This is a genomic window from Clostridium estertheticum (assembly GCF_011065935.2).
Taxonomy (GTDB): Bacteria; Bacillota; Clostridia; order Clostridiales; family Clostridiaceae; genus Clostridium_AD; species Clostridium_AD estertheticum_A.
Window position 1 is genome coordinate 4,353,817 of record NZ_JAAMNH020000001.1, and the last position, 25,757, is coordinate 4,379,573.

At 30.3% G+C, this 25,757-nt stretch carries 29 protein-coding genes and 1 riboswitch; of the genes, 11 read left to right on the plus strand and 18 right to left on the minus strand.

Annotated elements, in window-relative coordinates; translation table 11 throughout:
* The 5 genes from G9F72_RS20760 (at window position 1) to G9F72_RS20780 (ending at window position 5,355) form a co-directional block, all read left to right on the plus strand.
* Window positions 1-981, plus strand: a complete 981-nt coding sequence (locus G9F72_RS20760) for an ABC transporter ATP-binding protein (protein ID WP_164957676.1) — start codon at window positions 1-3, stop codon at window positions 979-981.
* A gap of 245 nt (window positions 982-1,226) precedes the next feature.
* Complete coding sequence (locus G9F72_RS20765; protein ID WP_224676199.1) at window positions 1,227-2,483, plus strand: DUF1343 domain-containing protein; 1,257 nt, start codon at window positions 1,227-1,229, stop codon at window positions 2,481-2,483.
* A gap of 326 nt (window positions 2,484-2,809) precedes the next feature.
* On the plus strand, window positions 2,810-3,394 hold the full coding sequence (locus G9F72_RS20770; RefSeq protein ID WP_164957675.1) for a 5-formyltetrahydrofolate cyclo-ligase: 585 nt from the start codon (window positions 2,810-2,812) through the stop codon (window positions 3,392-3,394).
* A gap of 17 nt (window positions 3,395-3,411) precedes the next feature.
* Window positions 3,412-4,140 (plus strand): HAD-IB family hydrolase, encoded by a 729-nt coding sequence (locus G9F72_RS20775; protein WP_164957674.1) that lies wholly within the window; start codon window positions 3,412-3,414, stop codon window positions 4,138-4,140.
* Between the two features lie 138 nt (window positions 4,141-4,278).
* Window positions 4,279-5,355 (plus strand): GGDEF domain-containing protein, encoded by a 1,077-nt coding sequence (locus G9F72_RS20780; protein WP_164957673.1) that lies wholly within the window; start codon window positions 4,279-4,281, stop codon window positions 5,353-5,355.
* Between the two features lie 47 nt (window positions 5,356-5,402).
* Here the strand turns inward: G9F72_RS20780 and G9F72_RS20785 are convergent, their stop codons facing one another.
* From G9F72_RS20785 to G9F72_RS27230, 8 genes are all read right to left on the minus strand, one after another.
* Entirely contained in the window at window positions 5,403-5,723 is a 321-nt protein-coding gene (locus tag G9F72_RS20785) for a hypothetical protein (protein WP_224676200.1), read from the minus strand.
* Between the two features lie 104 nt (window positions 5,724-5,827).
* Window positions 5,828-6,133, minus strand: coding sequence for a hypothetical protein (locus G9F72_RS20790; RefSeq protein ID WP_164957671.1), 306 nt, complete (start codon window positions 6,131-6,133; stop codon window positions 5,828-5,830).
* Between the two features lie 29 nt (window positions 6,134-6,162).
* Entirely contained in the window at window positions 6,163-7,077 is a 915-nt protein-coding gene (locus tag G9F72_RS20795) for a GTP-binding protein (protein ID WP_263487011.1), read from the minus strand.
* 280 nt (window positions 7,078-7,357) lie between these two features.
* Window positions 7,358-7,819, minus strand: a complete 462-nt coding sequence (ribE, locus tag G9F72_RS20800) for a 6,7-dimethyl-8-ribityllumazine synthase (RefSeq protein WP_164957670.1) — start codon at window positions 7,817-7,819, stop codon at window positions 7,358-7,360.
* A 68-nt stretch (window positions 7,820-7,887) separates the two neighbouring features.
* Window positions 7,888-9,090 carry a bifunctional 3,4-dihydroxy-2-butanone-4-phosphate synthase/GTP cyclohydrolase II gene (locus tag G9F72_RS20805; protein WP_164957669.1) on the minus strand — a complete coding sequence of 401 codons (1,203 nt, stop codon included), beginning with the start codon at window positions 9,088-9,090 and terminating at the stop codon, window positions 7,888-7,890.
* Between the two features lie 53 nt (window positions 9,091-9,143).
* Window positions 9,144-9,791, minus strand: a complete 648-nt coding sequence (locus G9F72_RS20810) for a riboflavin synthase (RefSeq protein WP_164957668.1) — start codon at window positions 9,789-9,791, stop codon at window positions 9,144-9,146.
* Window positions 9,792-9,824: 33 nt separating this feature from the next.
* Complete coding sequence (gene ribD, locus G9F72_RS20815; protein ID WP_164957667.1) at window positions 9,825-10,946, minus strand: bifunctional diaminohydroxyphosphoribosylaminopyrimidine deaminase/5-amino-6-(5-phosphoribosylamino)uracil reductase RibD; 1,122 nt, start codon at window positions 10,944-10,946, stop codon at window positions 9,825-9,827.
* Window positions 10,947-11,164: 218 nt separating this feature from the next.
* Window positions 11,165-11,277, minus strand: a riboswitch (FMN riboswitch).
* Window positions 11,278-11,376: 99 nt separating this feature from the next.
* A complete protein-coding gene (locus tag G9F72_RS27230) occupies window positions 11,377-11,511 on the minus strand; it encodes a hypothetical protein (protein WP_263487013.1) in 135 nt (44 codons plus the stop codon).
* 252 nt (window positions 11,512-11,763) lie between these two features.
* On the opposite strand from G9F72_RS27230, the gene G9F72_RS20820 reads away from it, so the two are divergent.
* The 3 genes from G9F72_RS20820 to G9F72_RS20830 are packed head-to-tail and all read left to right on the plus strand — an operon-like array spanning window position 11,764 to window position 14,032.
* The gene (locus G9F72_RS20820; protein WP_164957666.1) at window positions 11,764-12,564 is read left to right on the plus strand and encodes an amino acid ABC transporter substrate-binding protein; all 801 of its coding nucleotides are present in this window, start codon (window positions 11,764-11,766) and stop codon (window positions 12,562-12,564) included.
* Window positions 12,565-12,598: 34 nt separating this feature from the next.
* Window positions 12,599-13,240, plus strand: a complete 642-nt coding sequence (locus G9F72_RS20825; RefSeq protein WP_164957665.1) for an amino acid ABC transporter permease — start codon at window positions 12,599-12,601, stop codon at window positions 13,238-13,240.
* Between the two features lie 51 nt (window positions 13,241-13,291).
* Window positions 13,292-14,032, plus strand: a complete 741-nt coding sequence (locus tag G9F72_RS20830; protein WP_164957664.1) for an amino acid ABC transporter ATP-binding protein — start codon at window positions 13,292-13,294, stop codon at window positions 14,030-14,032.
* Between the two features lie 90 nt (window positions 14,033-14,122).
* Here the strand turns inward: G9F72_RS20830 and megL are convergent, their stop codons facing one another.
* The 6 genes from megL to G9F72_RS20860 form a co-directional block, all read right to left on the minus strand.
* Window positions 14,123-15,325: a methionine gamma-lyase gene (megL, locus tag G9F72_RS20835; RefSeq protein ID WP_164957663.1), complete on the minus strand. Its 1,203-nt coding sequence runs from the start codon at window positions 15,323-15,325 to the stop codon at window positions 14,123-14,125.
* Between the two features lie 335 nt (window positions 15,326-15,660).
* Entirely contained in the window at window positions 15,661-17,232 is a 1,572-nt protein-coding gene (locus G9F72_RS20840) for a sigma 54-interacting transcriptional regulator (RefSeq protein ID WP_164957662.1), read from the minus strand.
* Window positions 17,233-17,368: 136 nt separating this feature from the next.
* Window positions 17,369-17,791 (minus strand): DUF2809 domain-containing protein, encoded by a 423-nt coding sequence (locus G9F72_RS20845; protein ID WP_164957661.1) that lies wholly within the window; start codon window positions 17,789-17,791, stop codon window positions 17,369-17,371.
* A 55-nt stretch (window positions 17,792-17,846) separates the two neighbouring features.
* Window positions 17,847-19,826 (minus strand): DUF4153 domain-containing protein, encoded by a 1,980-nt coding sequence (locus tag G9F72_RS20850; protein WP_164957660.1) that lies wholly within the window; start codon window positions 19,824-19,826, stop codon window positions 17,847-17,849.
* Between the two features lie 37 nt (window positions 19,827-19,863).
* Complete coding sequence (locus G9F72_RS20855) at window positions 19,864-20,073, minus strand: helix-turn-helix domain-containing protein (protein ID WP_164957659.1); 210 nt, start codon at window positions 20,071-20,073, stop codon at window positions 19,864-19,866.
* Window positions 20,074-20,126: 53 nt separating this feature from the next.
* Window positions 20,127-20,621 carry a DUF2975 domain-containing protein gene (locus G9F72_RS20860; protein WP_164957658.1) on the minus strand — a complete coding sequence of 165 codons (495 nt, stop codon included), beginning with the start codon at window positions 20,619-20,621 and terminating at the stop codon, window positions 20,127-20,129.
* 294 nt (window positions 20,622-20,915) lie between these two features.
* Between G9F72_RS20860 and G9F72_RS20865 the strand changes: the two genes are divergently transcribed.
* From G9F72_RS20865 to G9F72_RS20875, 3 genes are all read left to right on the plus strand, one after another.
* The gene (locus G9F72_RS20865; protein ID WP_411955969.1) at window positions 20,916-21,476 is read left to right on the plus strand and encodes a phosphatase PAP2 family protein; all 561 of its coding nucleotides are present in this window, start codon (window positions 20,916-20,918) and stop codon (window positions 21,474-21,476) included.
* A gap of 207 nt (window positions 21,477-21,683) precedes the next feature.
* Complete coding sequence (locus tag G9F72_RS20870; RefSeq protein WP_164957656.1) at window positions 21,684-22,250, plus strand: TetR/AcrR family transcriptional regulator; 567 nt, start codon at window positions 21,684-21,686, stop codon at window positions 22,248-22,250.
* Between the two features lie 13 nt (window positions 22,251-22,263).
* Window positions 22,264-23,055, plus strand: a complete 792-nt coding sequence (locus G9F72_RS20875) for a sulfite exporter TauE/SafE family protein (RefSeq protein ID WP_164957655.1) — start codon at window positions 22,264-22,266, stop codon at window positions 23,053-23,055.
* Between the two features lie 287 nt (window positions 23,056-23,342).
* Here G9F72_RS20875 and G9F72_RS20880 read toward each other — a convergent pair whose 3' ends face one another.
* The 4 genes from G9F72_RS20880 to G9F72_RS20895 form a co-directional block, all read right to left on the minus strand.
* Window positions 23,343-24,278 (minus strand): aminoglycoside phosphotransferase family protein, encoded by a 936-nt coding sequence (locus G9F72_RS20880; protein WP_164957654.1) that lies wholly within the window; start codon window positions 24,276-24,278, stop codon window positions 23,343-23,345.
* A gap of 54 nt (window positions 24,279-24,332) precedes the next feature.
* On the minus strand, window positions 24,333-24,611 hold the full coding sequence (locus tag G9F72_RS20885; protein WP_164957653.1) for a hypothetical protein: 279 nt from the start codon (window positions 24,609-24,611) through the stop codon (window positions 24,333-24,335).
* On the minus strand, window positions 24,569-24,715 hold the full coding sequence (locus tag G9F72_RS20890; protein WP_164957652.1) for a hypothetical protein: 147 nt from the start codon (window positions 24,713-24,715) through the stop codon (window positions 24,569-24,571). Before G9F72_RS20890 ends, G9F72_RS20885 begins: the two co-directional genes overlap by 43 nt.
* 104 nt (window positions 24,716-24,819) lie before the next feature.
* The gene (locus G9F72_RS20895) at window positions 24,820-25,722 is read right to left on the minus strand and encodes a GNAT family N-acetyltransferase (RefSeq protein WP_164957651.1); all 903 of its coding nucleotides are present in this window, start codon (window positions 25,720-25,722) and stop codon (window positions 24,820-24,822) included.
* Between the last annotated feature and the right edge of the window lie 35 nt (window positions 25,723-25,757).

A 25,757-nucleotide genomic window follows, 5' to 3' on the forward strand; every position in this document is an offset into this window, starting at 1 on the left:
ATGGTTGAAATAGATAAAAAAGAAATACTTCTTAGCGTAAAAAATTTAAAAAAATATTTTCTTGTAGAAAAAAATCAATATTTAAAAGCTGTTGATGATGTAAGTTTTGATATTTATAAAGGTGAAACACTAGGTCTCGTAGGAGAATCAGGTTGTGGTAAATCTACCTGCGGGCGAACTATTTTAAGAATTTATAACCCTACAGCAGGTACTGTTGAGTTTGATGGTAAATCTGTTCATAGCCTAAAAGGAAAAAATTTAAAGGAATATAATAGAAAAGCACAAATGATTTTCCAAGATCCATATGCTTCTTTAAATCCTAGAATGCTTGTATCTAATATTATTGCAGAAGGTATTGATATTCATAATCTTAGCCAAGGAGAACAGCGAAAGAAAAGAATTGATGAGCTTTTAGAATTGGTTGGTTTAAATAGCGAGCATGCAAATAGATTTCCACATGAATTTAGTGGTGGGCAGAGGCAGAGAATAGGAATAGCTCGTGCTCTTGCAGTAGATCCTGATTTTATCGTATGTGATGAACCTATATCAGCATTAGATGTTTCTGTTCAAGCTCAAGTAGTAAATTTACTTCAGGAATTACAAACAAAATATGGTTTAACATTCTTGTTTATTGCACATGATCTTTCAATGGTTAAATATATTTCAGACAGAGTTGCAGTAATGTATCTTGGTTCCATAGCAGAACTTGCCAAAAGTGATGAATTATACAGAAAGCCACTTCATCCTTATACGGAGGCGTTGCTTTCATCAATTCCACTACCTGATCCAATTGTTGAAAAGACTAGACAAAGAATAGTGCTTGAAGGTGATGTTCCTAGTCCTATAAACCCTCCTATTGGATGTAAGTTTGTTGATAGGTGTAATAGAGCTATGGATATTTGTCGCGATAATAGACCTAAGATGGTAGAGATAGAACCAGAACACTTTGTTGCATGTCATTTATATGATAAAAAACTCTAATCTTAGAACTAATTCCTACAAATTATAAATGAGCACTATGAAAACCTATTGAATTTTAATAAGTTTTCATAGTGCTCTATTATATTTTGTAATTTGAAAAATTCCGTATACATTTTATCTTTGATATAACTCCTTTTTTATATACTACATTATAAAAATATAATATAATAAAGTTATAGTAGTATTTGATACCTAGCTAACGATTATATAATCTAATAACAGAAACAAGCAAGGAGGCTTTCATATTGAAACGTAGCTTCAAACTATTTATACTTTTACTTTTTACCTGTATTTTCATAGCTTCTGTCACTACAACTTTTTTCTCTGATAAATATACATTTTTATCCACAAACGATAATAAGTTACCTTCTGTTATTCCCACACCTCATATAATACCTGGTTTCAAACTTGGTGATGAATTATTATTCACAAAACATAATGAGTTGATTAAGGGCAAAAAAATTGGCCTTGTTACAAATCAAACTGGAGTAAATAGCACAGGTAAAAATATAATCACACTATTTTCCAACTATAAATCTGCAAGCTTAGTAGCCTTATATAGTCCTGAACATGGTCTTAATGGACAAGCTAAGGCTGGTGACTATGTAAAATCATATATTCACCAAAGCCTAAATATTCCCGTCTATAGCCTCTATGGAGATACAAGAAAGCCTACTAAAGAAATGCTCTCAAACATAGATGTACTTATTTTTGATATTCAAGATATTGGCGCACGTTCTTATACTTTTATATCCACATTAAACTACTGCATGTTAGCTGCTGCGGAGTATAATAAACCTATTGTTGTTTTAGATAGACCTAATCCATTAGGTGGTAAAATTATAGATGGTCCCATACTTGAGGATAAATATAAGACTTTTGTTGGAGTAGATAATTTGCCAATATGTCATGGAATGACAGTAGGCGAGTTAGCCAATTTTTTCAATCGTAAAATAAATGCTGACCTCACTGTTGTTCCTATGGAAGGCTATGGCAGAGATATGATTTTTCAAGATACGAAATTAAAATGGATTAAGAGTTCTCCGCGCATGCCAGATATTGATTCAGTTTTTAGCTATGCTGCTACGGGTATTGGAGAAGGTACTTCTATAGTCCAACAGGACTTCTTTAAATGGATAGGTGGCACTGGTATTAACTCAGATAAATATGCCAAACTATTAAATGACGCTAACTTGCCAGGAGTAAAATTTATCTCTGAGAATAAAGTTGATTCTGGCGGTGTAAAACTTGAAATAACTGATTATCATAAATTTAACCCAGCTAAAACAGGCATATACGTTCTTGCATATGCTCACTCATTAAATAATTTCAAAATACCTAAAAGCGGTAAAACCATTGTAATGTTTGATAAAATCATGGGCACGGATAAAATTGGAACCTATTTAGAAAAGGGATATACACCGCAGCAAATAGAATCCACTTATCAAACTGCTTTAGAGAACTTTAAAAAAGAAAGACAAAAGTATTTAATTTATGAATAAAAATCTAAATCAGAAGTAATAGCTTTTTTTCTTAGGTTATACTATAACGAAAAGTACATATTGCTGGAATGCTAGTGCTTCGCTAAGTTAATTCTAAAATTTAGAATTAACTATTCCCCTTTATCATTCTTTCTCATATAATATTTTACACACTTTTAATGTTATTAGGCTTATTTTTCTAAGCGGAAGCCTACTAATACAGCCTTCTACAAATTGCATAAATGAAAAGCATATGTTATAATTACATAAATTTTATAGTATATAAATGTTTTATGCCACAATTGTTTGATATATTTGCAATACTGCAATAATTTATGGGGGTACTTATGGAAATTAATCTTAAGGATAATTTAAGAAAAAATATGCTTCATCAAAGAAAAAACATGAAGATGGAGAATGTAAGTGTTTTTAGTAATAGAATCATAGAAACAATTATGAAATTACAAGAATTTATAAATTGTAAAAATATTATGTTATACTTAAGTTTCGATAATGAAGTAAATACATATACCCTTGCTAAGTGGTGTTTAGATAATGGCAAAAAAGTAATCGTACCCTATTGTATAAAAGAGACGCGAGAAATTATACCTTTTGAAATAAATAATCTAACAAATGATCTTACTAAATCTTCTTTTGGTATTATGGAACCAAAACATAATTTACTGAAAAAAGCTGATATTGAGGATATAGATTTAATCATAGTTCCTGGTGTAGCATTTGATGAACATTGCAATAGACTAGGCTTTGGTGCAGGGTATTATGATAGGTTTTTACCTAAAAGAGAAAAAAACACTTCTATTATAGGTATATCCTATGACTATCAAGTAATTAACAAAATCCCCACAGATGTTTATGATGTGCCTCTAGATCTCATAATCACTGAAAAAAGAATAATATCTAGATTATACTAGTATTGGAGGTGACCCCTTTGGAAAAAAGAATAGCTGCTTTCTTTGATATTGATGGTACTCTCTATAGGGAAGGTTTAATTACAGAAGTATTTAAAAAATTAATCAAAAGCGAACTAATAGAAAATGATAGATGGTACAAAGAAGTAAAACCCTTTTATGTTAAATGGGATAAGCGAATAGGAAATTATGACAATTATTTGCTTAAGATGGCTGATATTTATAGTGAAGCCATAATTGGACTTCATAGAACTCAAATTGAATTTATTGCGAGCCAAATTATCAAGCAAAAGGGAGATAGAGTTTATACCTACACCCGTGATAGAATTAAATGGCATAAAGACCAAGGTCATATAATTATTACTATATCAGGTAGCCCCATTGAACTTGTACGCGAAATGTCTATAAAATACGGTTTTGATGATTATATAGGAACAAAGTATATATTGAATGAAAATGATATTTACACTGGTGACATTATACCCATGTGGGATAGTGCTAGTAAACAAACTGCCATAGAAAACTTTGTTAGTAGATATAATATTGATTTGGACCAAAGTTATGCTTATGGAGATACGTCTGGGGATTACACTATGTTAAAGTCAATTAGTAACCCCACAGCAATAAACCCTACTAAAGAACTGCTACTAATGATTTTAGGGGATGATGAATTAAAAGAAAAAATTAATATAATGCTAGAAAGAAAAGATGTGGTATATAAGCTACGCCCAGAACACATCGAAATATAATATTTTTACTTATTATTCTTTTTTCTACCAAATAACCTTTGATTTGCAAAAAAAACTACTATATAATATTATTATATAGTAGTTTTTTTATCATAATTGTCATAATATAGTATATTTTGTTTTGAAAGGAGTTCTCAAATGCTTTCGGATTTATTTGTTAATGCTACAATACTAATTTCCTTTATTTTTTTAAGTAGTCAGATATTTAAAAGAAATTTTCTTAACTTATCAGTGTCCTATAAAAATAAATTTTTATTCGGATTGACACAAGGTATACTAGGAGTTATCTTAATGTTATTTACTATTCAAGTTACCCCTAACGTTATTATGGATTTTCGTCATATTGCAATACTCCTCGCCGCTCTTTATGGTGGTGGATTTGCTTCAATTATTACTGGAATCACCATTGCTATATTTAGAATAATCTATTTTGGTGTAAGTACTCCTGCAATTATAGCATCTATCAACATGTTTAATATGGCTATTGCATGTGCACTGCTATCAAAATTAAAACTAAATCAATTTAAAAAATGGGTCTATATGAACTTTGTGAGCTCGTTAATTATTACCAGTTCGTTTTTATTAATTATTAAAAATGTAATATTACTTCGTCAGACCCTTGTTTACTTTTGGCTTGGCTCTTTTATTATTGGAATTCTAGCCTACTATATATCCAATTACATGAATACTTCAATTAATTTACTTAATAGATTAGAACAGGAATCAACTATAGATTTTCTTACTGGTCTAAATAACGTTAGACAATTTGATAATTCACTAAACGAATCTTTTGTGAATGTTAAAAATAAAAATGAGCGTTTGTCTATTTTAATCATCGACATAGATTTTTTTAAAAAGGTAAATGATACTTATGGTCATTTAGCCGGTGATTCTGTATTACAGCAATTAGGAATTATATTTTCTACCTTTTGTAGAAGTTTTGATATTGTATCTAGAATTGGTGGCGAAGAATTTTCTGTTATATTACCTGATTGTCCAAGCCTTCAAGCCATAGAAGTCGCAGAACGATTAAGAGTAGCTGTAGAAACCCATAAATTTATTATATCTGATGAAATTAAAATTAATATTTCTGTTTCTATAGGTGCTGCTACTTACCCTGACAATGTATTCGATTTGGAAGATCTTATTAGAGAGGCCGATAATGCATTATATTCTGCTAAACATTCGGGGAGAAATAAAGTATGTCAGCCCTAAGATTTTTGCTTTAAATTAAAAATGAATCAGAATAGAAGTAAAAGCTTCTATTCTGATTCCTTTTTATTAGAAAATTTTTTTCTAGATATCATTGAATAAATAATCGATATTGAAACCACACATACAGATGATATAAATATTATATTCATCTTAAAGGCTGGTAACCATAGCCCAAGGAAAGTCCCAAATAACATTATCCCACCCATAGAAATTAAAGCAAGCTTATTTAGTTTTATATACTCAGCTTTATTAGCACCCTTATATTCCTTTCGATATTGGTTATCAAAATTCAAGCCAGCTATAATACTCACCACACCTGTCACAATAAATACAATAGATATGATAGTAAACATACTTTCCATCCCCATTTAAAATCATCCTCTCATGATTATTAATTATTACTATATTAAGGATATTATATCATATATATACATAAAAGTGAAATCAACTCAATAGCAATCATTAAATTCAATTATTTTTTCTTTGAGAATTTTTTCTTAGATATTACTGAATAACTAATCCATATTATTAATAAACTTCCCATTGTTATATTTGTTATTATATCTTTAAATGATGGTATACCTTGTCCGAGGAAAGTTCCAAATAAAATCATCCCTCCCATTGAAATTAAAACAAGCTTATTTAATTGTATATATTCTGCTTTGTTTTCACCTCTAAAATTTTGACCTTGCTTTTTCTCAAAATTCAAGCCAGAAACAATAGCAGCGGCCCCCATCATAATAAATATAATAGTAAAAATACTATCACCAAATCCCATTTTCAATACCCCCTTATACTACGTAATAATTATCTAAGCTTCATTTCTTGTCCTATAATTGACTTCCAATTATCTATAATTGGTTTTATAATATTGGGTCCTATCTTTGATATGAAAACTAGTTTAGATTCTCCTTCTTCTAAGTTCAATAATTTAAAATCAATTTTCCTATTAACCACATCCACTTGATTCCAGCCATCTTCTAATTTGAAAAACCCTTTTATTCTATAGCTCTTCTCAGAAACGCTATTTATAAATTCAGTTAGTTCTTCTTTAGTTACTTGTCCATTAAAAGTTAAATTTAAACTTTTAGGTTTGCTTTCAGGTGTATTAGTAGTTTCTTCATCTTCTGTCCATTGATTTTTCATTAAATCCTGACTAAAGAAATCATAGCTTAGTTCACCAAAGCTACATTCTTGAATTTCAACTTTAGAATTAATTTCTGAAATTCTATTTTTAATCTGAAAAAGTGTCTCTTCATTAACTAAATCTGTTTTATTAATTACAACCAAGTGACAGTGTTTAAGCTGTCTTTCTACTGTTTCCAAATCTTCTATTTGATCTAAAAAATGCAGAGCATCCACAAGGCAAATGGCTCCTTTATAGTCATAAACATTGCCCACAACAACCTCTACCCCGCTTAATACATCTCCAATATTAGACGGATCTGCAAGTCCAGAACTTTCTACAAATAAATATTTTAATGATTGTTTCGACATTTCAATCATAGCATGTGCAAAAGATAATTTTAGGCAAGAACAAAATATAGAACCCTTATTTATTTCAATTAACTCCATGCCTTCCTTCTTAATAATTTGTCCATCTATACCTATTTTCCCAAATTCGTTCATTATCACCCCAACATTTTTATCTGATAAATTATTAAGCACATTCGTTAGAAATGTGGTTTTACCTGCACCCAAGAAACCCGTTAGTAAATACAAGTTTATTTTATTTTATTTTCCAATTGTCTCCCTCTTCTCTAATAATCAAAATTTATTATGATTTTTTTGTTGCTGCCCAACTCCTTACCCCTTTTATCTTTCATTTTTTCACCTTCTATTATAAGGTAGAATTGGTATATATATAAGTAAATTATAAAATATTAATATATAAAGGTCAATGAAAAAAGAGATTCAGTAAATTATAATAAAAAAAGGAGAATTTAATATAGTAACCCACATTAAACTCTCCAATATGTTTCATTTTTTTACGTGCTAAACACTAAATTTCTTTTAATAAATTTGCCATTTCTATTGCGGATACAGCAGCATCATAGCCCTTATTACCAGCTTTAGTTCCTGATCTTTCAATAGCTTGCTCAATATTTTCAGTAGTAAGCACTCCAAAAATAACTGGAACTCCTGTTTCTAGTGATACAGATGCAATTCCTTTAGTAACTTCACCAGATACATATTCATAATGAGATGTAGCACCCCTTATAACTGCTCCTAAACATATTACACCATCATAATTACCAGACTTAGCCATCTTTTTTGCAACTAATGGTATCTCAAAAGCACCAGGCACCCATGCAATTTCAATGTTATCTTCTTCCACACCGTGACGTTTTAATCCATCTAGTGCTCCTGATAATAATTTTCCACCTATAAATTCATTAAATCTCGCTATAATAATTCCAAATTTTAAACCTTCTGATATTAATTTACCTTCATATGTTTTCATTGTAATTCCTCCTATTAATTTTGATATTTTAGTTTTTGATATATTTTCATAAAATAAACAACTTATATTTATTTTAATTTAAGTATGTGTCCCATTTTTTTCTTTTTAGTTTCTAAATAAAACTTATTTCTTTCATTATGATTCATCTCAATAGCCACTCTTTCAACTATATCAATACCATAACCTGAAATACCTGTTATTTTTTTAGGATTGTTAGTCATCATTCTTATCTTTTTAGCACCGAGCAGCTCCAATATCTGAGCTCCTATACCATAATCTCTCATATCTACCGGAAATCCTAAAGCTAAATTTGCTTCTGCAGTATCCATTCCACTATCTTGAAGATTATAAGCCTTTAGCTTATTAATTAATCCAATTCCGCGTCCTTCCTGTCTCATGTAAACCAAAATTCCACACTCCTGCTTTGCTATTGCTTTCATGGCTGCATCATATTGTTCCCCACAATCACATCTCATAGACCCCAGTGCATCTCCAGTAAGGCACTCAGAGTGTACCCTAACAAGTACAGGTTTGCTACTGTCTATTTTCCCTTTTACTAATGCTACATGATGTTCTCCATTTATCTTATTAACAAATCCATAGATTTTAAATTCTCCATATCTAGTTGGCATTTTAGCTTCTGTTACCATCTCTACAAGGCATTCAGTTTTTCTTCTATAAGCAATTAAATCTACTATAGTAATTATTTTTAAATCATGCTTTTTCACATATTCCATCAGCTGCGGAACTCTAGCCATTGATCCATCATCATTCATTATTTCACAAATTACCCCTGCAGGATATAATCCAGCAAGCCTTGCCATATCAACTGCAGCTTCAGTATGTCCAGCCCTTTTTAACACTCCACCCTCTCTTGCTGCTAGAGGAAATACATGTCCTGGTCTATTAAAATCCTTTGCGGTAGCCTGTGGGTCTACAACCTTTAATATAGTAGTAGATCTTTCTGCTGCGGATATTCCTGTAGTAGTACTTATAGCATCAATAGAAACTGTAAATGCTGTTCCATGAACATCAGTATTGTTTGTCACCATTTGCTTTATATTTAATTTATCTAATCTTTCTTTGGTTGTTGGCATGCATATAAGCCCACGGGCATATGTAGCCATAAAATTTATGTTTTCCTTAGTAGCTTTTTCCGCAGCTATTATTATATCTCCTTCATTTTCCCTATCCTCGTCATCTACCACCACAATCATTTTTCCATTTTTAACATCTTCTAGTGCTTCCTCAATAGTATTAAATTTAAACATTACTACACCCCTTAATTTTTTTAATTATTGCTTTATGCTGTGAAGAAGATTTATTAAAATCCATTTTCCAGAAGATAATCCATACTTATAGGTTTCTTTTCCTTTGGAGCTTCTCCATATTTTAATAATTTTTCAACATACTTTGCTAACATATCACTTTCAAGATTAACCTCATCGCCTATTTTCTTATTTAATAGTGTAGTTTCTCCTTTTGTATGAGGTATAATTGATACTTTAAATTTTTTTCCATCCACATATGCTACAGTTAAACTAATACCATCAATGGTTATTGAACCTTTATGTACAATATATTTTAATATTTCCACTGTCGTTTCTACAGACACCCAAGTGGCGTTGTCTTCTTTATAAAACTCTACAATGGTTCCGATTCCATCAATATGTCCACTTACTATATGGCCCCCTAGTCTATCACTAGCCCTAAGTGCCCTTTCTAAATTAACGGTGGAACCAGGTTTCAATTTCCCCAAATTACTGCTTCTTATAGTTTCTGCCATTACATCTACACTAAAGCTATTTTTATTAAATTCTGTTACAGTAAGACAAACTCCATTGGTATTAATACTATCTCCAATCTTTGTGCCTTCAATAATTTTTGTAGCTTTTATTGTAATTCTCGCGGACTTAACACCTTTTTCAATTGACTTTATCTCCCCAATTTCCTCAATCAAGCCAGTAAACATTTTTACACCTCCTCTATAATTGCTATTCCAGCTTTAAACTTTTTTGATATAACCCTCTATCATAATGTCTTCATCAAATTTAGTTACTTCAGTATCCAAAAGTTTAATAGAATCTTTCACATATTCTATTCCCTTGCCTCCTACGCTGGTTTTGCCAGAAGTTCCTCCAAATATTTGGGGAGCTATAAAAGTAATTATTTTATCAACTACACCGGCCTCTATTGCAGAATAATTTAAAGTGCTTCCACCCTCGAGTAGTATACTATCTATTCCCATTTCACCTAGTACAGTCATTAAATGCTTCAAATCTACCCAATTATTTTTACTCTGAGTTACAATAACTTCTGCACCCTTTTGTTTTATAGCTTCGATTTTACTCTTATCAGCGAATTCTGTTGTAACGATAATAGTTTTTGTTTTTTCATCACATTTTAATACCTTTGCCTCTAAGGGTATTCTTGCCCTACTATCTATAATTATTCTAGTGGGATTTAAGCTAAGTAAACCCTCTCTTCTTGTAGTTAGCTCTGGGTCATCTTTTAAAACAGTTCCAATCCCCACCATAATTCCTGTTACCATTTGCCTTAATTCATGCACATAGGCTCTAGATTTTTCATTACTTATCCACTTTGAATCACCGGTAGAGGTTGCTATTTTTCCGTCTAGAGTCATAGCAGTTTTCATAATACAAAAAGGTTGTTTCTCTGTTATGTACTTTATAAAAATTTCATTTGTTTTCATTATTTCTGTATCCATTATGCCTGTAATCACTTCTATACCGTTCTTTCTAAGAATTTCTATGCCTCTACCTGCAACCAGTGGGTTAGGGTCTATCATTCCAATTACCACTTTTGATATTTTATTTTTCACTATAGCATCAGCACAAGGTGGCGTTTTACCATAGTGAGAGCAAGGCTCCAAAGTTACGTACATGGTTGCCCCTTCTACATCGCAGGCGGCATTTTTAAAAGCATTTTCTTTTGCATTTGCAAAAGCGTTGACTTCTGCATGTGGTCCACCAAAATATTCATGATAGCCTTCACCGATTATTCTATTATCTTTTACAATAACAGCACCCACTAGTGGATTAGGATTTACAAACCCTACTGCTTTTTTAGATAATTCAAGTGCTCTTTTCATATAATAATTGTCCAATATACCACCCCTAATTCTATAATTGTAGTGTAGTCTTCATAGTTTTTCTTTTCTTAGTATGCATAATTTTCATGGAATAAAATCATATAAATTAATAAAAGCCCTGAAAACAATGTTTTCAGGGCTTAATAAGCTGAATATATTTAATATCAAAATACAAAAGCATCTTCACAACTATTTACATAGTTAATAAATTAAAACCTTTTATATCTATCATTATTCTCCTTCTCTCATCCAGACTTTACTGTCGGCTCTGGAATTCTACCAGATCTACCTTTCGGCTCGCGGGCTATACCGCCGGTTAGGAATCTCACCTACCCTGAAGGATCTATTTAATTTTCAACTTAAGAATAGCACTTTGTGATTTTACTGTCAAGTGTATATAATAAGAAATTTATTCTTATTGGTATAGGATAAAATGAAGAGGTATTTATTTGTTTTTCTTTTTTACTTGTTCGTGATTTTCAATATTCACATCTTTGGTACGCATATCTTTGTCGTTATCTGTTCTCTTAATTCCTACTGAAGACAATTGTTCGTTAGTAAGTTTCTTATTTACAGTCATTTAAAACACTCCCCTTTCTTCTTTATATTTTCCACCAGAAGAGAGATTTATACTAATATGCTATTCCAAATCTATTAATAAAATTTTTAAACGTCTTTGTATCTTAATAATTTAAATTAATTGTCGAAAAATCGATTTCATTATCATATTTAGATTTATTTTCGATTTTTTACTTTACAAAGTTAACGCGTTAAAGTAAAATGATATTTATAGAATTTATAGCTTGTACAAAAGAAAAAAAGGAGTGTTAATATGAAAATTAAATTAAAAGTACTAATAGTGGCAATGTTTGCAAGTATTATTTTAACTGCCTGTGGTAGCAAAAACACCACAGATACTTCATTAAAAGATATAAAAGAAAAGAAAGAACTTATAATTGGTCTTGATGATAATTTCCCACCAATGGGATTTAGAGATAAAAGTGGTGAAATTGTAGGCTTTGACATTGATATGGCAAAAGAAGTAGGAAAGCGAATGGGCGTAAAAGTAACCTTTAAGCCTGTAGAATGGGATGGTGTTATATTAAGTCTAAATAATAAAGACATTGATGCTATATGGAATGGATTAACCATAACAGACACGCGAAAAAAACAAATTGCTTTTTCTAAAGTATACCTTCAAAATAAGCAAATAATTATCGTAAAAAACAAATCAAATATTTCCAGCAAAATTGATTTAAAGGATAAAACTGTAGGTCTTCAAATGGGTAGTAGCAGTGAAAGTGCTTTAAGTTCTGATTCTCCGCTTTCTAAGTCATTAAAAGAGGTTAAGAAATACTCAAACAATACTGAAGCACTACTGGATTTAAACGCTGGTCGTATTGATGCTGTTATAGTTGATGAGGTAGTTGGAAGATACTACACTAATAAAAAAACCGGCGATTATAAAGTACTTAATGAAAATTTAGGTGTAGAAGATTATGGCGTAGGTATAAGAAAAACTGATACAAGCCTTACTGCAGAAATAGATAAACTTTTAGGCGAAATTAAAAGTGATGGAACCGCCAATACTATATCAGAAAAATGGTTTGGCAAAGATATTACCAATAAATAATAATTATGAATTTTTTCGGAATGGAGTGTTATATTTGGCTAATTATATAGACATTACAACTTATATTTTAAAAGGGAGCCTCTTTACAATTGAATTGTATTTTGCAACAATAATTTTTTGTATACCTCTTGGAATAATAGGTTCACTAATTAAAGTCTCGAATTTAAAAATACTTGGTAAAATTGTAGACATCTATACTTGGTTTTTTAGAGGAACGCCCTTACTTCTTCAACTTTTTTTCACATATTTCGGATTACCTATTATCGGTATTAAATTTTCTCCTTTTACTGCAGCAACTCTTACCTTTTCTTTGAATTACGGAGCGTATTTTACTGAAATATTCAGATCTGGTATTCAATCCATCGATAAAGGTCAATATGAGGCTGCCAAAGTATTAGGAATGAATTATAGACAAACTATGTCAAAAATAATACTACCACAAGCCTTTAAACGGATAATTCCTCCTACTTGTAATGAGGGAATCACTCTAATAAAAGATACGGCTCTAGTAGCTGCCATCGGATTACAGGATTTACTAAGAGCTGCTAGAGAAATTGTGACTAGAGATTTTACAATCACTCCTTTCTTTATTGCTGCAATAATATATTTAATATTTACCTCACTTGTTGTCATGGCTTTTAAAAAGCTAGAAAAAAAGTATTCAGTTTACGAATAAATAAGAACTGACTAAACAAGAATAACCCGCTAAATGAAGGACGGTGCTACTATGGATTTACTTAAGCTAAGTAATATAAATAAAAGCTTTGACAAAAACCAGGTTTTAAAGAATGTATCCCTAAGTTTAAAAGAAGGCGAAGTAATATCTATTATTGGTCCTTCTGGCTCTGGAAAAAGCACTCTTCTTAGGTGCATAAGTTCGCTTGAACAAATGGATAACGGCATAATTGAATTTAATGGCATAGCTATTGCAGACGCTCAAAAGAAAATTGTTAATATTGAGGCAATTGATGCACGTAAAAAAATAGGTATGGTTTTTCAAAACTTCAATCTATTTCCTCATAAAACAGTTCTAGAGAATATTATTGAAGCTCCCATTTTAGTAAATAATATAGATAAAAAAGATGCCATAAAAATCGCAGAAAAACTGCTCACAAAAGTAGATTTACTTGATAAAATAGATTCTTATCCTTGTACTCTTTCAGGTGGACAAAAACAGAGAATTGCTATTGCTAGGGCTCTTGCAATGAATCCGGGGTTAATTCTTTTTGATGAACCAACTTCTGCATTGGATCCTAAACTCACCAGTGAAGTTTTGAAAGTCATAAGAAATCTCGCCCTTGAAAAAATATCACTGGTGGTAGTAACCCATGAAATGGAGTTTGCAAGGGAAATCTCAGATAGAATTATTTTTATGGAAAACGGGGAAATACTAGAAACCTCATCTCCCGAATTATTATTCTCTATTCCTAAACATCCAAGAATTAAACAGTTTTTAAATTTAGCCTAAAAATAGTAATTTATTAATTAATCAAATTCATGAAAAAAAGATTATCTATATACTAAATATAGATAATCTTTTTGATTTATTATAGAATTTCTATTTAAGAATTAAATTTAGAGCTTGATCCAAATCAGCAATAATATCTTCAACATTTTCAAGACCTACTGCTAGTCTTATTAAACCATCGGTTATACCAGCCTCTAATCTTTCCTCCTGTGAATATGGTGAATGAGTCATTGAAGCTGGATGCTCAATAAGTGTTTCAGCATCCCCTAAACTAACAGCTATACTGCAAAGCTGAGTTGAATTTAAAACTTTTTTACCTTCCTCAATTCCACCCTTTATTTCAAAAGCAATAATAGCTCCTGGAAGATTCATTTGTTTTTTTGCCAGTGCATATTGAGAGAAACTTTTAAGTCCCGGGAAATATACATTTTCTACTGCTGGATGAGCTTCTAAAAATTCAGCTACAGCCATTGCATTTTGGCAGTGTCTTTCCATTCTTATTTCTAATGTTTTCATTCCTCTTATAATTAAAAATGCATCAAAAGGACTTAAGCAAGATCCTGTCATATCCTTAACACCAAATAATCTAACTTGATCAATAAATGCTTTAGATCCAACAGCAAAACCAGAAATTACGTCACCATGTCCATTTATAAATTTAGTTCCAGAGTGTATTACAACGTCTGCACCTAGCTCTAATGGTCTTTGTATGTATGGAGTACTAAATGTGTTATCAACCATTACTATACAATTTTCTCGCGCGTGAGCAAGCTTTGATATTTCCTGAATATCTGTTATAAGTAATGTTGGATTTGCAGGTGTTTCTAAGAAAATAACCCTTGTATTTTCTTTCATAGCATTTTTAACCTCTTCTAAATTAGAAGCATCAACAAAAGTAACTTCAACGCCATATCTAGAAATACCATGAGCCAAAAACGCATGAGTACAACCATAAATAGTTTGTGCTGCGACTACATGATCTCCAGCCTTTAATGCTGTCCACATAGCTGAAGATATAGCCCCTATACCCGATGCCATAGACATACATGCTTCTCCACCTTCAAGCATTGCCAACTTTTCTTCGAGTACTGTATTAGTAGGATTACCAAGTCTTGTATATATATATCCTTCTTCTTCTCCTGCGAATCTTCTTCCACCTTGCTCAGCTGAATCAAAAACAAAGGTAGCTGTTTGATGTATTGGAGTAGCTAGTGAGCCGTATTGATCCTTCTTATTTCCACCATGTATTGCTTTAGTTGCGAATCCACTATTACGTAAATGTTCTGTACTCATTATAATTCCTCCTAAAGTGATTATTACTTTATATAAATATATAAGCAATAATGCTGCCACTTTATAGTAAATGCCTTTTTAATTCATATTATAAAATTCTTTAAACATATGAAAATAAATAGCTTTTTATCTATAGAATGTACCTATGGGGTTTAACTAAATGTTTCTATATAATTTCTAATATTAATATTGAGAAAATGGGAATTAAATTAATACTATAAAAAACATGGATTGTATTTTATTTAATGCAGTGGAATTTTTTATAACCACAAGCGAAGTAAAAGTGTAAAATATTATTTCCATTTGGAAATAATATTTTACACTTTTACTTAAATTTAGCATTCATGTATTTTATATTTTTTAATTTTATTTATAATAGTGGTGTGTGAAACCCCTAATTCCTTTGCAGTTTTTCTCAAGCTTTTATTTTTAGATAGTGCATTTATTATAGCCTGTTTTTCACAAATTTCCACCACTTCTTTAAGCAATAAATCACTATGCACATCCAAATCAATTTTATTTTCTTCCACACGTGCGACCCCTATATCCATAATAAGATTCTGAGAAGATATATATTGTCCATCACACAAATTCATAGCCCTCTCAATTACATTTTGTAGTTCACGTATATTACCTGGCCAATTATATGCCAGTAATTTATTTATAAAAGAAACTTCTGCGCCCTTTATATCTTTGTTTAATCTTTTATTAAATTTAGAAATAAACAATGTAACTAAGGATGAAATATCCTCTAACCTATCTCTGAGGGGTGGAATAACTATTGGAATGACATTTAATCTATAATATAAATCTTCTCTAAATTTTCCATGCAAAAGCATCTCTTCCAAATTTCTATTAGTAGCTGCAATAATTCTTACATTTACCTTCTCTTCTTTTGTACTACCAATTTTTCTAATAACTCCTTCTTGAAGGACCCTTAAAAGCTTTGCTTGCAGCACTATAGACAGTTCTCCTATTTCGTCTAAGAACAAGGTTCCACCATCTGCCTCTTTAAAAAGACCTTCTTTTCCGCTATTCATGGCCCCTGTAAAGCTACCCTTTACATACCCAAATAGCTCGCTTTCTATTAAATTATCTGGTAGGGCCGCACAATTTATAATTACAAATGGTTTGTTTTTCCTACTACTTAAACTCTGAATTGCCTTTGCAAATAGCTCCTTTCCGGTACCACTTTCACCTCTAAAGAGTATAGTAGAATCTCTCTTAGCTACAGTTTCAACTATTTTTTTCACAAACTCAATCTTATTGCTATTTCCTACAATTTCTTTAAATGCACCTTCAGTAGTTCCAGCGATAACATTTGCAATTTCTATGGCTTTATGAATATCTTTAATAGAGGCAACTGCAGCTACGGTAATATTATTATCATCTACAATTGGTCTTCCTGTAGTTAGGTAATGTACTTCTCCTCTTTCTGTTTCAACATTCACTTCCACATTGTCATACTTTACCCCACTATTTATAAGTTCCACAGCTGGGGCATCCCCACCTATTAACTTCCTAATATCAGTGCCTATAACCTCATCTTTTTTACAATGAAATACTTTTTCGCAATAATTATTGAAAATATCTATTTGAAATTTTTTATTTATAACCATTATTCCTTCATCTACTGAATCTAAAATAGCCAAAAGCTTTCTTTCATTCTCTTCATAATTAAGTAAGTCCATTTCATTTACCATAATAACATCTTCTATTGCAATAAGCTGCTTTTTTAATGCTTCCTTCTCAGCGTAATCAATATTTTGCATTTTAACACAAATCTTTTTAGGAAACACTTCTACGGAAAGGAGGTTTATTGCTGCCTTATAAATTTTCTCTAATATCGTTACAGTTATTCCTAATCTGTCTTTAGTTATTATTTCAAATCTAGTGTTATTCTCCATATTCTCTCCTCCAGACTTCCTCTTTTACCTAAAATTATAGCATACAAATAGATATACTTGTATGCTTGGTTTTCTTTATGCTTACGCTATATTAAACAATTTATTAGAAATTAATGAATTAGAAATCTAAAAGATCTTAGCTTACCTCTGAAGGTTTTTCTTCCCTCCGTCTTTGAATTACTCTCCATAGAATATCAATAATTACACCCACTGAAGTTCCTATAGCATACCCTAATAAATCACTCCAGGAAAATACATATCCTAATACCAATCCACCTAAAGTTGTTTTTCTTATATTATCTATCCAGTTAGCATGGTATAATTGGCTCAATTCAATAAGATAGCAAAATGATATTCCTATTAATGCAACTGTCTTTGTTCCACTCTCTTTAAAAACAAATCCAAATCCAATAAAAATCATTAACGCCCACAGCGCATCACCCAAATATATATTCAAGAAAGCTGGTAGTACATTCGCCAGCTTTCTTGACCCTAACCCTAAAATAATTACAATAATTATCATAACTAAATACAATAACCTGTTCCGTTTGTAAATCATATCTTACCCTCACCCCAAATTGACTAATAAGTTCAAACCGATTTTTAAATTTTAGCTAATTTTGATCTATAATTTTCATAGCCCTATATTTAGAATAGTTAAATTCATACCAGAAGTACCCTTGTGATAAATCTTTCTTCACATCTTCTAAATAATTATTAACTTCTTTCGCAACCTCTGGGTTAGAGTCATCTTTTAGCTTTAATATCTCTGGAATAACATCATAGGATAAAGACCTTAAATATTGCACATCAATTTTCTGAGTTTCATAATATATGTCTATGTTCTTACTCGCAATTATTTTATCTACATTAATGTAATTTACTAATATAAACATGCTTAAACCAATTACGATTATTGCCTTATTAAGTGGCATGTTCCTTTTCCAAATCCCTATTAATGCCACTATAAATAACATAAATAGCATTAGCATAAATATATGAACGAAAATTCTTAAATAAGTAAATCCATAGGTTTGTTCATATAATGACATCTTATAATGAGCTGAAAATAGCATGTTAAAAGTAAAGGCTACAAGTATTGTTAAGAATATATTAGATACATTATTTATTGTTTTATTATCTTTTTTAATAAATTTCATACTGGTGAGCAATATAGTAAAATTAATTATTGTAACAGCCACAAGCTCAAAAAATCCTTTTCTTGCATATTCTGAGTAAGTGAATTCTTGTGGAATAAAATTATTCCCACCACCATAAAGATATGAAAACTGCACTATTGAAAATAAAAGATATACTATATTTATCATAAAAATAATTGTTAAAATAGTAACCGGCTCCCATTGTATATCCTTCCTGGTATTCTCACCTTCGTCGCAGGTATATTTAAAACTCCATATATATGAAAAGATAATAATGAAAGCTATGATAATAACCATTAAATGATTTATAATTTTTCCTAAGCTTATATTCTCAAATCCGATTGAAAAATTACTTACATAGCTTTTGAATACCATATCCGCTGATGTTAATAAAACTAAAATTACAATTAATAAAGGTATAGAAATAATTACTCCCCTTAAGATATTTTTATTTGTAGAACTTAGTTCTTTTTTGTTTTTTCTAGTTATATTACCTTTTATAAAAATGAAAGGCTTATAAGCATTTTCTGCAATAGATTTAGAAGTTCTGCTAAATACTCTTTTTATTATATATATATTATCCCACTTTATGTTCTCATACCTAATTAATACTGTACTTACCGCAGTAAGTACTAATATCATAATCCCATTAAAAAAATTCAAAACATAATTTGAATGAATAGAGTAATTTAATGCAATTAACAAAGTAGGAATAATCAATCCAAACCCAATACTTTTTTTAAACCAAACCTTTCCCCGAACACTCCATAAGAAAAAACCCATGAACATAACATAAAAAATAGGAATAGAAATACCAGCTTGTTTGCCAGTAAAAAATATTTCATATATTATTGATAAAATAAGAGCAATGACTATAGTAAGCATTTTTTCATTCATGCTAATTTGAGAATCTATGTTTTTTACTTCTTTTTTACGTTTTTTCTTTAATAGTTGCATATTGTCATACTTATAATTTGGATATGAAAACACTAACTTTTCAACTGATTTTAGCCAATCTCCACTGTAATCTTGCTCTATACATTCTTCTAATAAAAGTCTTAAATAACTTATATCAATTCTATGGAATTTTTCTTTTTCAGATAAATGAATCCATTGAAGACCTTCCATTTTTAAATCACCTAAAGATTTTTTAGTTTCTTTGGTTGAAATATCAAACTTATCATTCGGATTTTCTATACTAATTAAGTAAGTTGATGTGTCTGAACATAACTCTTTATTAAATTTAAGAATAACTTTATAAGGCACATTTATTTGCTCTGCAATCTCACGAGCAATTGCATTATTAGCAGTTTCCCCTTCATTAATTTCTCCTCTAACGAAAAAATTAATTGGTTGCTTATTCTCTTTATAGCCATATGCCATAAGCAGCATATTGTCTTTTATAATAATAGCTTGCACATGCTCTTTCTCCATTATAATTCCCCCCATTATTCTAATACTCTTCCTTATTTTAATACTCTTCCTTATATTCAAGTATATCCCCTGGTTGGCAATTCAGTTCTCTACAAATAGCTTCTAATGTACTAAATCTAATGGCCTTTGCTTTAGAAGTCTTTAATATAGATAGATTTGCATTTGTGATTCCCACCCGAATTGCCAGTTCTGACAGTGATGTCTTTCTTTTTGCCATCATAACATCTAAATTTACGACAATTGCCATATTCATCCTCCTCGTAGTTCTCTGGAGCATAACAATTCTCAATTGTTATGCTCCTATATTGTAAATTCATTTTCTTCTTTCACTTCAACAGCCTGCTTAAATACCTGTGATAAGATTAAAATAAACCAGCCAGCAAAAAAGAATATTAAAAATTCTATATCAGTGTGTATTCCACTGGAGTCAACATAAGCAAAATTGTAATTTTTATATTGACCATTTATAAAAAAGTTTAAAGCATAACAAACTGACACCGAAAAACACAATAGCGATATTCTTTTCAAACAAAGCACATTATCTCTAATAAAAGGTGTTACATTTATTAGAGAATTGACTATTTTTCTAAGATTAAATAAGATTAATATAACGGAGATTCCTCCTATAATAAATAAAATACATGTAATAATAAATCTGCCTGAGGACATATCTACTGCTTTTTCCGTTAAGGTTTGTTTTAACATTATAAAATAAACAGCTATACCAATTATAATCATAATATCTAATGATATTTTTAATAGTGAAGCTAAAGACATCTTCCCATAATATTTCATACCATATTCCTCCTGTACTAATATTTCCTACAATTTCAATTTTACTACATTCTAAATTGTTTTTCAATGTATTTTTATTGTTTTTCAATAAATTTTCATTTAAAATTCAGTTTAAAATATGTGAAAAAAAAGAGACTAAGTCTTAAAGTTATGTTAACAACTATTAAAAATGTAGCTTTTAATTGTAGCTTTTGATATAATATAAGTTGATACATATGACATAATTGGAGTTTTATATTTTTGTAAAATAGAGAGGATGATTAAATTAAGATGCTTTATTATTTAACAAATTCTATGCATTGGGCTTGGGTTCAATTTTTTACTTTCATTTCAAACTCTTCAGACCCTGTTCCTCAGATTTTAATAAGCCTATTGGTTTTTCTTATATTATATCTTATGAATAACAAATTAGAAGCAATTTGCTGTGCATTTAATATCTGTGCCACTGGTTTTACTAACTTAGTACTTAAAAACACAGTAAAAAGATATAGACCCATGGAAATACGATTAATTGATGCTCATGGCTATAGTTTCCCTAGTGGACATGCTTCTATTTCTACTGCTATAGGTATTGTACTTATTTACTTTATCTTTAAACGGATAAAAAATAAAAAAACCGCCTATTTATTGAGTAGTTTGATAGTAATATATTTAATTCTTGTTGCAGTTAGTAGGGTTTATCTGGGCGTTCACTATCCAACAGATATTCTTGGTGGATGGGTTATAGCTATAATATGGTCTTATATTACTATTTCCGCTTATAAGTTTTGTATGAGCAAAGGCGTAAATAAATTTTTGGATAAATATTTCACTGTTAAATTTAATATTTTTAAAAATAAAGCAAAATCTAGTTAGCTTTACTAATCCAATAAAGCCCTAATTATTCATAATTGAATAATTAGGGCTTTATATATATGTGTTGTCGTTAAACCCATCTGTATTAAAATATACCCTTTGTTGAAGAATGATTTAAAAACTTCTTTACAAACAAAAATAATAGTTTTATAATGAATAGTAGTTCATTATAAATGAATCATGATTCATTACAGGGGGATATATACTATGCCAAAGATAATTAAAGACCTAAAAAAAAATATTAAACAGTCCGCCATGGAGCTATTTATTTTCTATGGTTATGAACAAGTTGATATGAAGATGATATCTAAAAAATCTGGAATAGCAGTTGGTACACTTTATAATTATTATAAAAGCAAAAAGTTTCTTTATATGGATATTCTTGAAGAAAGCTGGCAAAGTACATTTTATAAGCTTGATGAAATAAGTAATCTTACTATTCCCGCCAAAGAAAAAATAAAAAAATTAATATCTACTTTGTACGAAGATACCGAAACTAGAAATGGTCTAGGAAAACACTTCCTAGGTAATTCACCTTTTGAATTAAAAGAGGATGAAAATTTTAATATTCTAAAAAATAATTTGCTCACAAAAGTTAATAATATAATTAGCTCTGTTAGTAAAATAGACACACTAAGTAATTGTAATAACGTAAATATTATGTTAACTGAATCATTACTAATATTAATTTTAACAACATTCGAAATTCATCCTGAAAATAAAAATGACAATATTAACTTTTTGGTTGAATTTATAAATTTATCTATTAAATAAGGAGATGATTTTTATGAGTATTTATCTTTATCTATTAGCAATAATTACAGGCATTGGTACAGGTGTTATTACAAGCCTTATTGGTGCTAGTGGTGTTATGATTATAGTTCCCATTTTAACTATGCTTTTTTCAGTTAGTGCTCACACAGCTATTGGTACTAGCCTTTTCGTAGATGTAATAGCATCTTTAACTGTATCTTATTCATATTATAAAAGTGGAAATATTGAACTAAAATCCGGAATATGGATAGCTATAACTTCTATTTTTGGTGCTCAACTTGGAGCAATGTTCGCAAGCAACATGGGCGATAGTAACCTTAGTTCAAGCTTTGGTATTGTGCTTCTTTTAGCAGGTTTTGGTATGTTACGTAAGGGCCTTAAAAATAAGAAAGCTGAATCAAATGAGCCAAAGAAATTTATTAACTTCAAACATGAGTGGCAGAAAATAGCAGTTGCTTTAATTATTGGGTTAGGCATAGGAATATTAAGCGGAATATTCGGAGCTGGTGGAGGAGTTATGATCCTTTTAGCTTTAATAATGATATTATCTTTCCCTCTTCATAAAGCCATTGGTACTTCTACATTAATAATGGCTATAACAGCTCTTTCCTCTACTATTGGTTATGGAGCTAGAGGAAATATAGATTTCACCTTAGGATGTATAATAAGTGTAGGTGCAGTTATTGGTGGTGTAGTAGGTTCACGCTATGCTAATAAATTCAATGAAAATACTTTACAAAAAGTTGTAGGTATATGCTTTATGGCTATGGGTATAATTATGACTGTTATTGCGCGTCTATCGTAAATTTCAGGTTAAGTATAAGGGTGTTTCTATTTTGTGCACCTCTTCGAAAATCATACATGCATATTAAAGCTGCAACTAAAATTCTGTTAAAATACTGGATATTGAGTTTCTTAATCTAAAAAAAACACACCTCTACATGAGGTCATTGAAAAGCTTATAGTTTTTCAAGAGAATCAAATAGTTGCATAAAAAAGATGACTCAAATTTTATTCTTAAATTTTAGAGTCGTCTTTTTTATTAATTTAATTCCTTCTCTATTTACTAATCACTTATTAATTGTAATCCCATTATGAATATTTCTTAAGTATATTTATACCTTCCCAGTAATAATCAGGTGCTTGTATTTTAGCCCAACTACATATACTAAGTCCTTCATAAAGTTCATATAATTGCTTTTTCTTCTCTAAATCATTACTAAATTTCATGTATTTTTCATAACCTAGTTTAAAAGCCTCTGCAAATTTTTGATTTTCATCTGTTAGTTTATAGTAGCAATCAATTATTTCTGAATCTCTATCATATGGAACGCAATATTCAAAATCAATTAATGCTGAAAGTTCCCACTTGTTATTTACTTTTTTAACAAGAATATTTCTTTCTCCAAAATCGCCATTATGAAGGTATGACACTTTAACATCATCTACTAAGTTAAGCTTTCCCTTTAAAATTTCTGCACATTGTCTTTGAAGTGGCTCTTCCTCTAAACGTTGGTCAAAGAGCTCCTTCAAAACTGCATCAACATTTTTTCTAAAAAGCCTAGAAAAATCTTTTATATTATCGATGCTTTTTCCATCCTCATCCCAATTACCAAAGAAATCAAAGGTCTTTAAGCTATGTATTATACCTAGCTGTTCTCCCATTTCTTCATATATTTCTTTTACATTATCTTCACTCATAACATCTTTAACTTTGGCAAATACTTCACCCTCTTTATGCTCCATAAAAAGCCACTCTGTACCATCGCAAAGTTTGCCTAGCTTTAAGATTTTAGGTGCTTTAACACCACTTTCTTCAAGAAACCTTAACGAAGCCACTTCCCTATTCCATCTATTTTTTTTGTAATAAATCTTAATTACTCCTATTATTCCACTTTCATTTTTAACGATATAAACAAGGTGTCTTTGAAGGTCATGATTTCCTATTGGTACTACTTCTATATTCTCATTTAATAATTTTGAAACTATTTCTTTAATTTGTCCATCTGAATAATTTAATATATCCACTTCTTCTCATCTCCTAACTTAGGTTCCGTTAACATATTACTTTACTTAAATACCTTAAATCAAAGCGATACAGATTTTTCCTATATATTTTCTACTTAAAGCTAGATCTTCACCTTGCTTATATCCCTTTGGTATTCGTAACTTCACAATGCTTTTTCCATCTTTCTCAAGAGTAAGATTTTTTTCAGTAAACTCAAACATTTCTTCTAAAATCCCCTGTGGAAACTCCTTCATGCCAATATGAAAGAAATCTTCTCCACTTTCTTCACCTTCAGCACTTACAACCGATATTATCTTTCTATTTTGCTCCCAAATACAATTGTACTTTCCCATTTTTCAATAGAAACTTCATTCATTATTCTAGCCATAGATTTTGAAAAGTTCCAACGCTCAATTGTCCAATTACGCCCTTTTCCAATAGTTTTAAATGTATCCACTAAAAAATCTCTTACTCTTATAAAATCATTTGCTTCATATTTTTAAAATTTATATTCATAAACTTGCCTCCAATTATATTTTTTTATTTAATTGATTTAATTTGCTAATCCTCTTTTATAAAAGTTAAAATCTTATATTTATTAACAGGCTCTAATGATTTATATAGAAAGTTTGCAGTAAAGGGCTCTGCTCCAGTATCTATATAAACCATGTTGATTCCCCCATTCTTCAATCTTGAAAACACATTACTTAACATTGCTTTAGCTAGTCCTTTACCTTGAAAATCAGGATGTGTTCCAACAGGATCAATTTCTGCCATCTTATTTTTCCAGTCAGGCCATACCGTGCAAAATGAAGTACACTGTTCATCTGGTGTCATTATGATAATATTCCAATCATAATAATAACCAGGTGCCTGCGACTTAGTTTTAAACCGTTGTTTACTTGAACCCGCATGAGGAAAAGTAGCATCTTTAGTTGTAAAAAACGTATCAAAATCTTTTAATTCTGATAATGAACTCACTCGAAACCCTTGTTTTAACTGTGTCTTTGGTAATGCTCGCGACATGTCATATGCATAAATATTTTTCGAATGACACTTATAGTGAAAACCAGCCGATTTTAAGTTCTCAATTCTATGAGTATCTTCCTCTAATGCAAAGGTTGTCCGATTTCCTGCATGTCTGTTATTTATCCATTGAATAATATCTTTTTCCACTTCTCTATAATTAGGATTCACTTGAATGTGAAATTCCTCTTCTCCATATTCTGAAATACAAAACCCAACTAGTTTCCCATTATTGCTACGCCACAATCTTACCTTGTCTGATAATATTTTTATATCCTCTTCAGATCTATTGAAATTGTGTGCATAGTGCCAATTCTGAAATCGGCTAAAAAACCAATTAATAGGTGCACTATTGTGGGAATAGCTATCAATTAATAAACTTTGCATTTCTTTTAGCTCATTATCTGTATGTGTATATTTACAAGAATTATATTTCATGATTTATCTTCTCCTTTAAATCATTACCTTCGGCG

What these genes read in the sequence shown, in the direction of transcription:
- G9F72_RS20760 (WP_164957676.1), top strand. Translation starts at nt 1, where the DNA reads ATGGTTGAAATAGATAAAAAAGAAATACTTCTTAGCGTAAAAAATTTA.
- G9F72_RS20770 (WP_164957675.1), top strand. Translation starts at nt 2,810, where the DNA reads ATGGAAATTAATCTTAAGGATAATTTAAGAAAAAATATGCTTCATCAA.
- G9F72_RS20780 (WP_164957673.1), top strand. Translation starts at nt 4,279, where the DNA reads ATGCTTTCGGATTTATTTGTTAATGCTACAATACTAATTTCCTTTATT.
- G9F72_RS20785 (WP_224676200.1), bottom strand. Translation starts at nt 5,723, where the DNA reads ATGGGGATGGAAAGTATGTTTACTATCATATCTATTGTATTTATTGTG.
- G9F72_RS20790 (WP_164957671.1), bottom strand. Translation starts at nt 6,133, where the DNA reads ATGGGATTTGGTGATAGTATTTTTACTATTATATTTATTATGATGGGG.
- ribE (WP_164957670.1), bottom strand. Translation starts at nt 7,819, where the DNA reads ATGAAAACATATGAAGGTAAATTAATATCAGAAGGTTTAAAATTTGGA.
- G9F72_RS20805 (WP_164957669.1), bottom strand. Translation starts at nt 9,090, where the DNA reads ATGTTTAAATTTAATACTATTGAGGAAGCACTAGAAGATGTTAAAAAT.
- G9F72_RS20810 (WP_164957668.1), bottom strand. Translation starts at nt 9,791, where the DNA reads ATGTTTACTGGCTTGATTGAGGAAATTGGGGAGATAAAGTCAATTGAA.
- G9F72_RS27230 (WP_263487013.1), bottom strand. Translation starts at nt 11,511, where the DNA reads ATGACTGTAAATAAGAAACTTACTAACGAACAATTGTCTTCAGTAGGA.
- G9F72_RS20820 (WP_164957666.1), top strand. Translation starts at nt 11,764, where the DNA reads ATGAAAATTAAATTAAAAGTACTAATAGTGGCAATGTTTGCAAGTATT.
- G9F72_RS20830 (WP_164957664.1), top strand. Translation starts at nt 13,292, where the DNA reads ATGGATTTACTTAAGCTAAGTAATATAAATAAAAGCTTTGACAAAAAC.
- megL (WP_164957663.1), bottom strand. Translation starts at nt 15,325, where the DNA reads ATGAGTACAGAACATTTACGTAATAGTGGATTCGCAACTAAAGCAATA.
- G9F72_RS20840 (WP_164957662.1), bottom strand. Translation starts at nt 17,232, where the DNA reads ATGGAGAATAACACTAGATTTGAAATAATAACTAAAGACAGATTAGGA.
- G9F72_RS20845 (WP_164957661.1), bottom strand. Translation starts at nt 17,791, where the DNA reads ATGATTTACAAACGGAACAGGTTATTGTATTTAGTTATGATAATTATT.
- G9F72_RS20850 (WP_164957660.1), bottom strand. Translation starts at nt 19,826, where the DNA reads ATGGAGAAAGAGCATGTGCAAGCTATTATTATAAAAGACAATATGCTG.
- G9F72_RS20855 (WP_164957659.1), bottom strand. Translation starts at nt 20,073, where the DNA reads ATGGCAATTGTCGTAAATTTAGATGTTATGATGGCAAAAAGAAAGACA.
- G9F72_RS20860 (WP_164957658.1), bottom strand. Translation starts at nt 20,621, where the DNA reads ATGAAATATTATGGGAAGATGTCTTTAGCTTCACTATTAAAAATATCA.
- G9F72_RS20865 (WP_411955969.1), top strand. Translation starts at nt 20,916, where the DNA reads ATGCATTGGGCTTGGGTTCAATTTTTTACTTTCATTTCAAACTCTTCA.
- G9F72_RS20870 (WP_164957656.1), top strand. Translation starts at nt 21,684, where the DNA reads ATGCCAAAGATAATTAAAGACCTAAAAAAAAATATTAAACAGTCCGCC.
- G9F72_RS20875 (WP_164957655.1), top strand. Translation starts at nt 22,264, where the DNA reads ATGAGTATTTATCTTTATCTATTAGCAATAATTACAGGCATTGGTACA.
- G9F72_RS20885 (WP_164957653.1), bottom strand. Translation starts at nt 24,611, where the DNA reads ATGGGAAAGTACAATTGTATTTGGGAGCAAAATAGAAAGATAATATCG.
- G9F72_RS20895 (WP_164957651.1), bottom strand. Translation starts at nt 25,722, where the DNA reads ATGAAATATAATTCTTGTAAATATACACATACAGATAATGAGCTAAAA.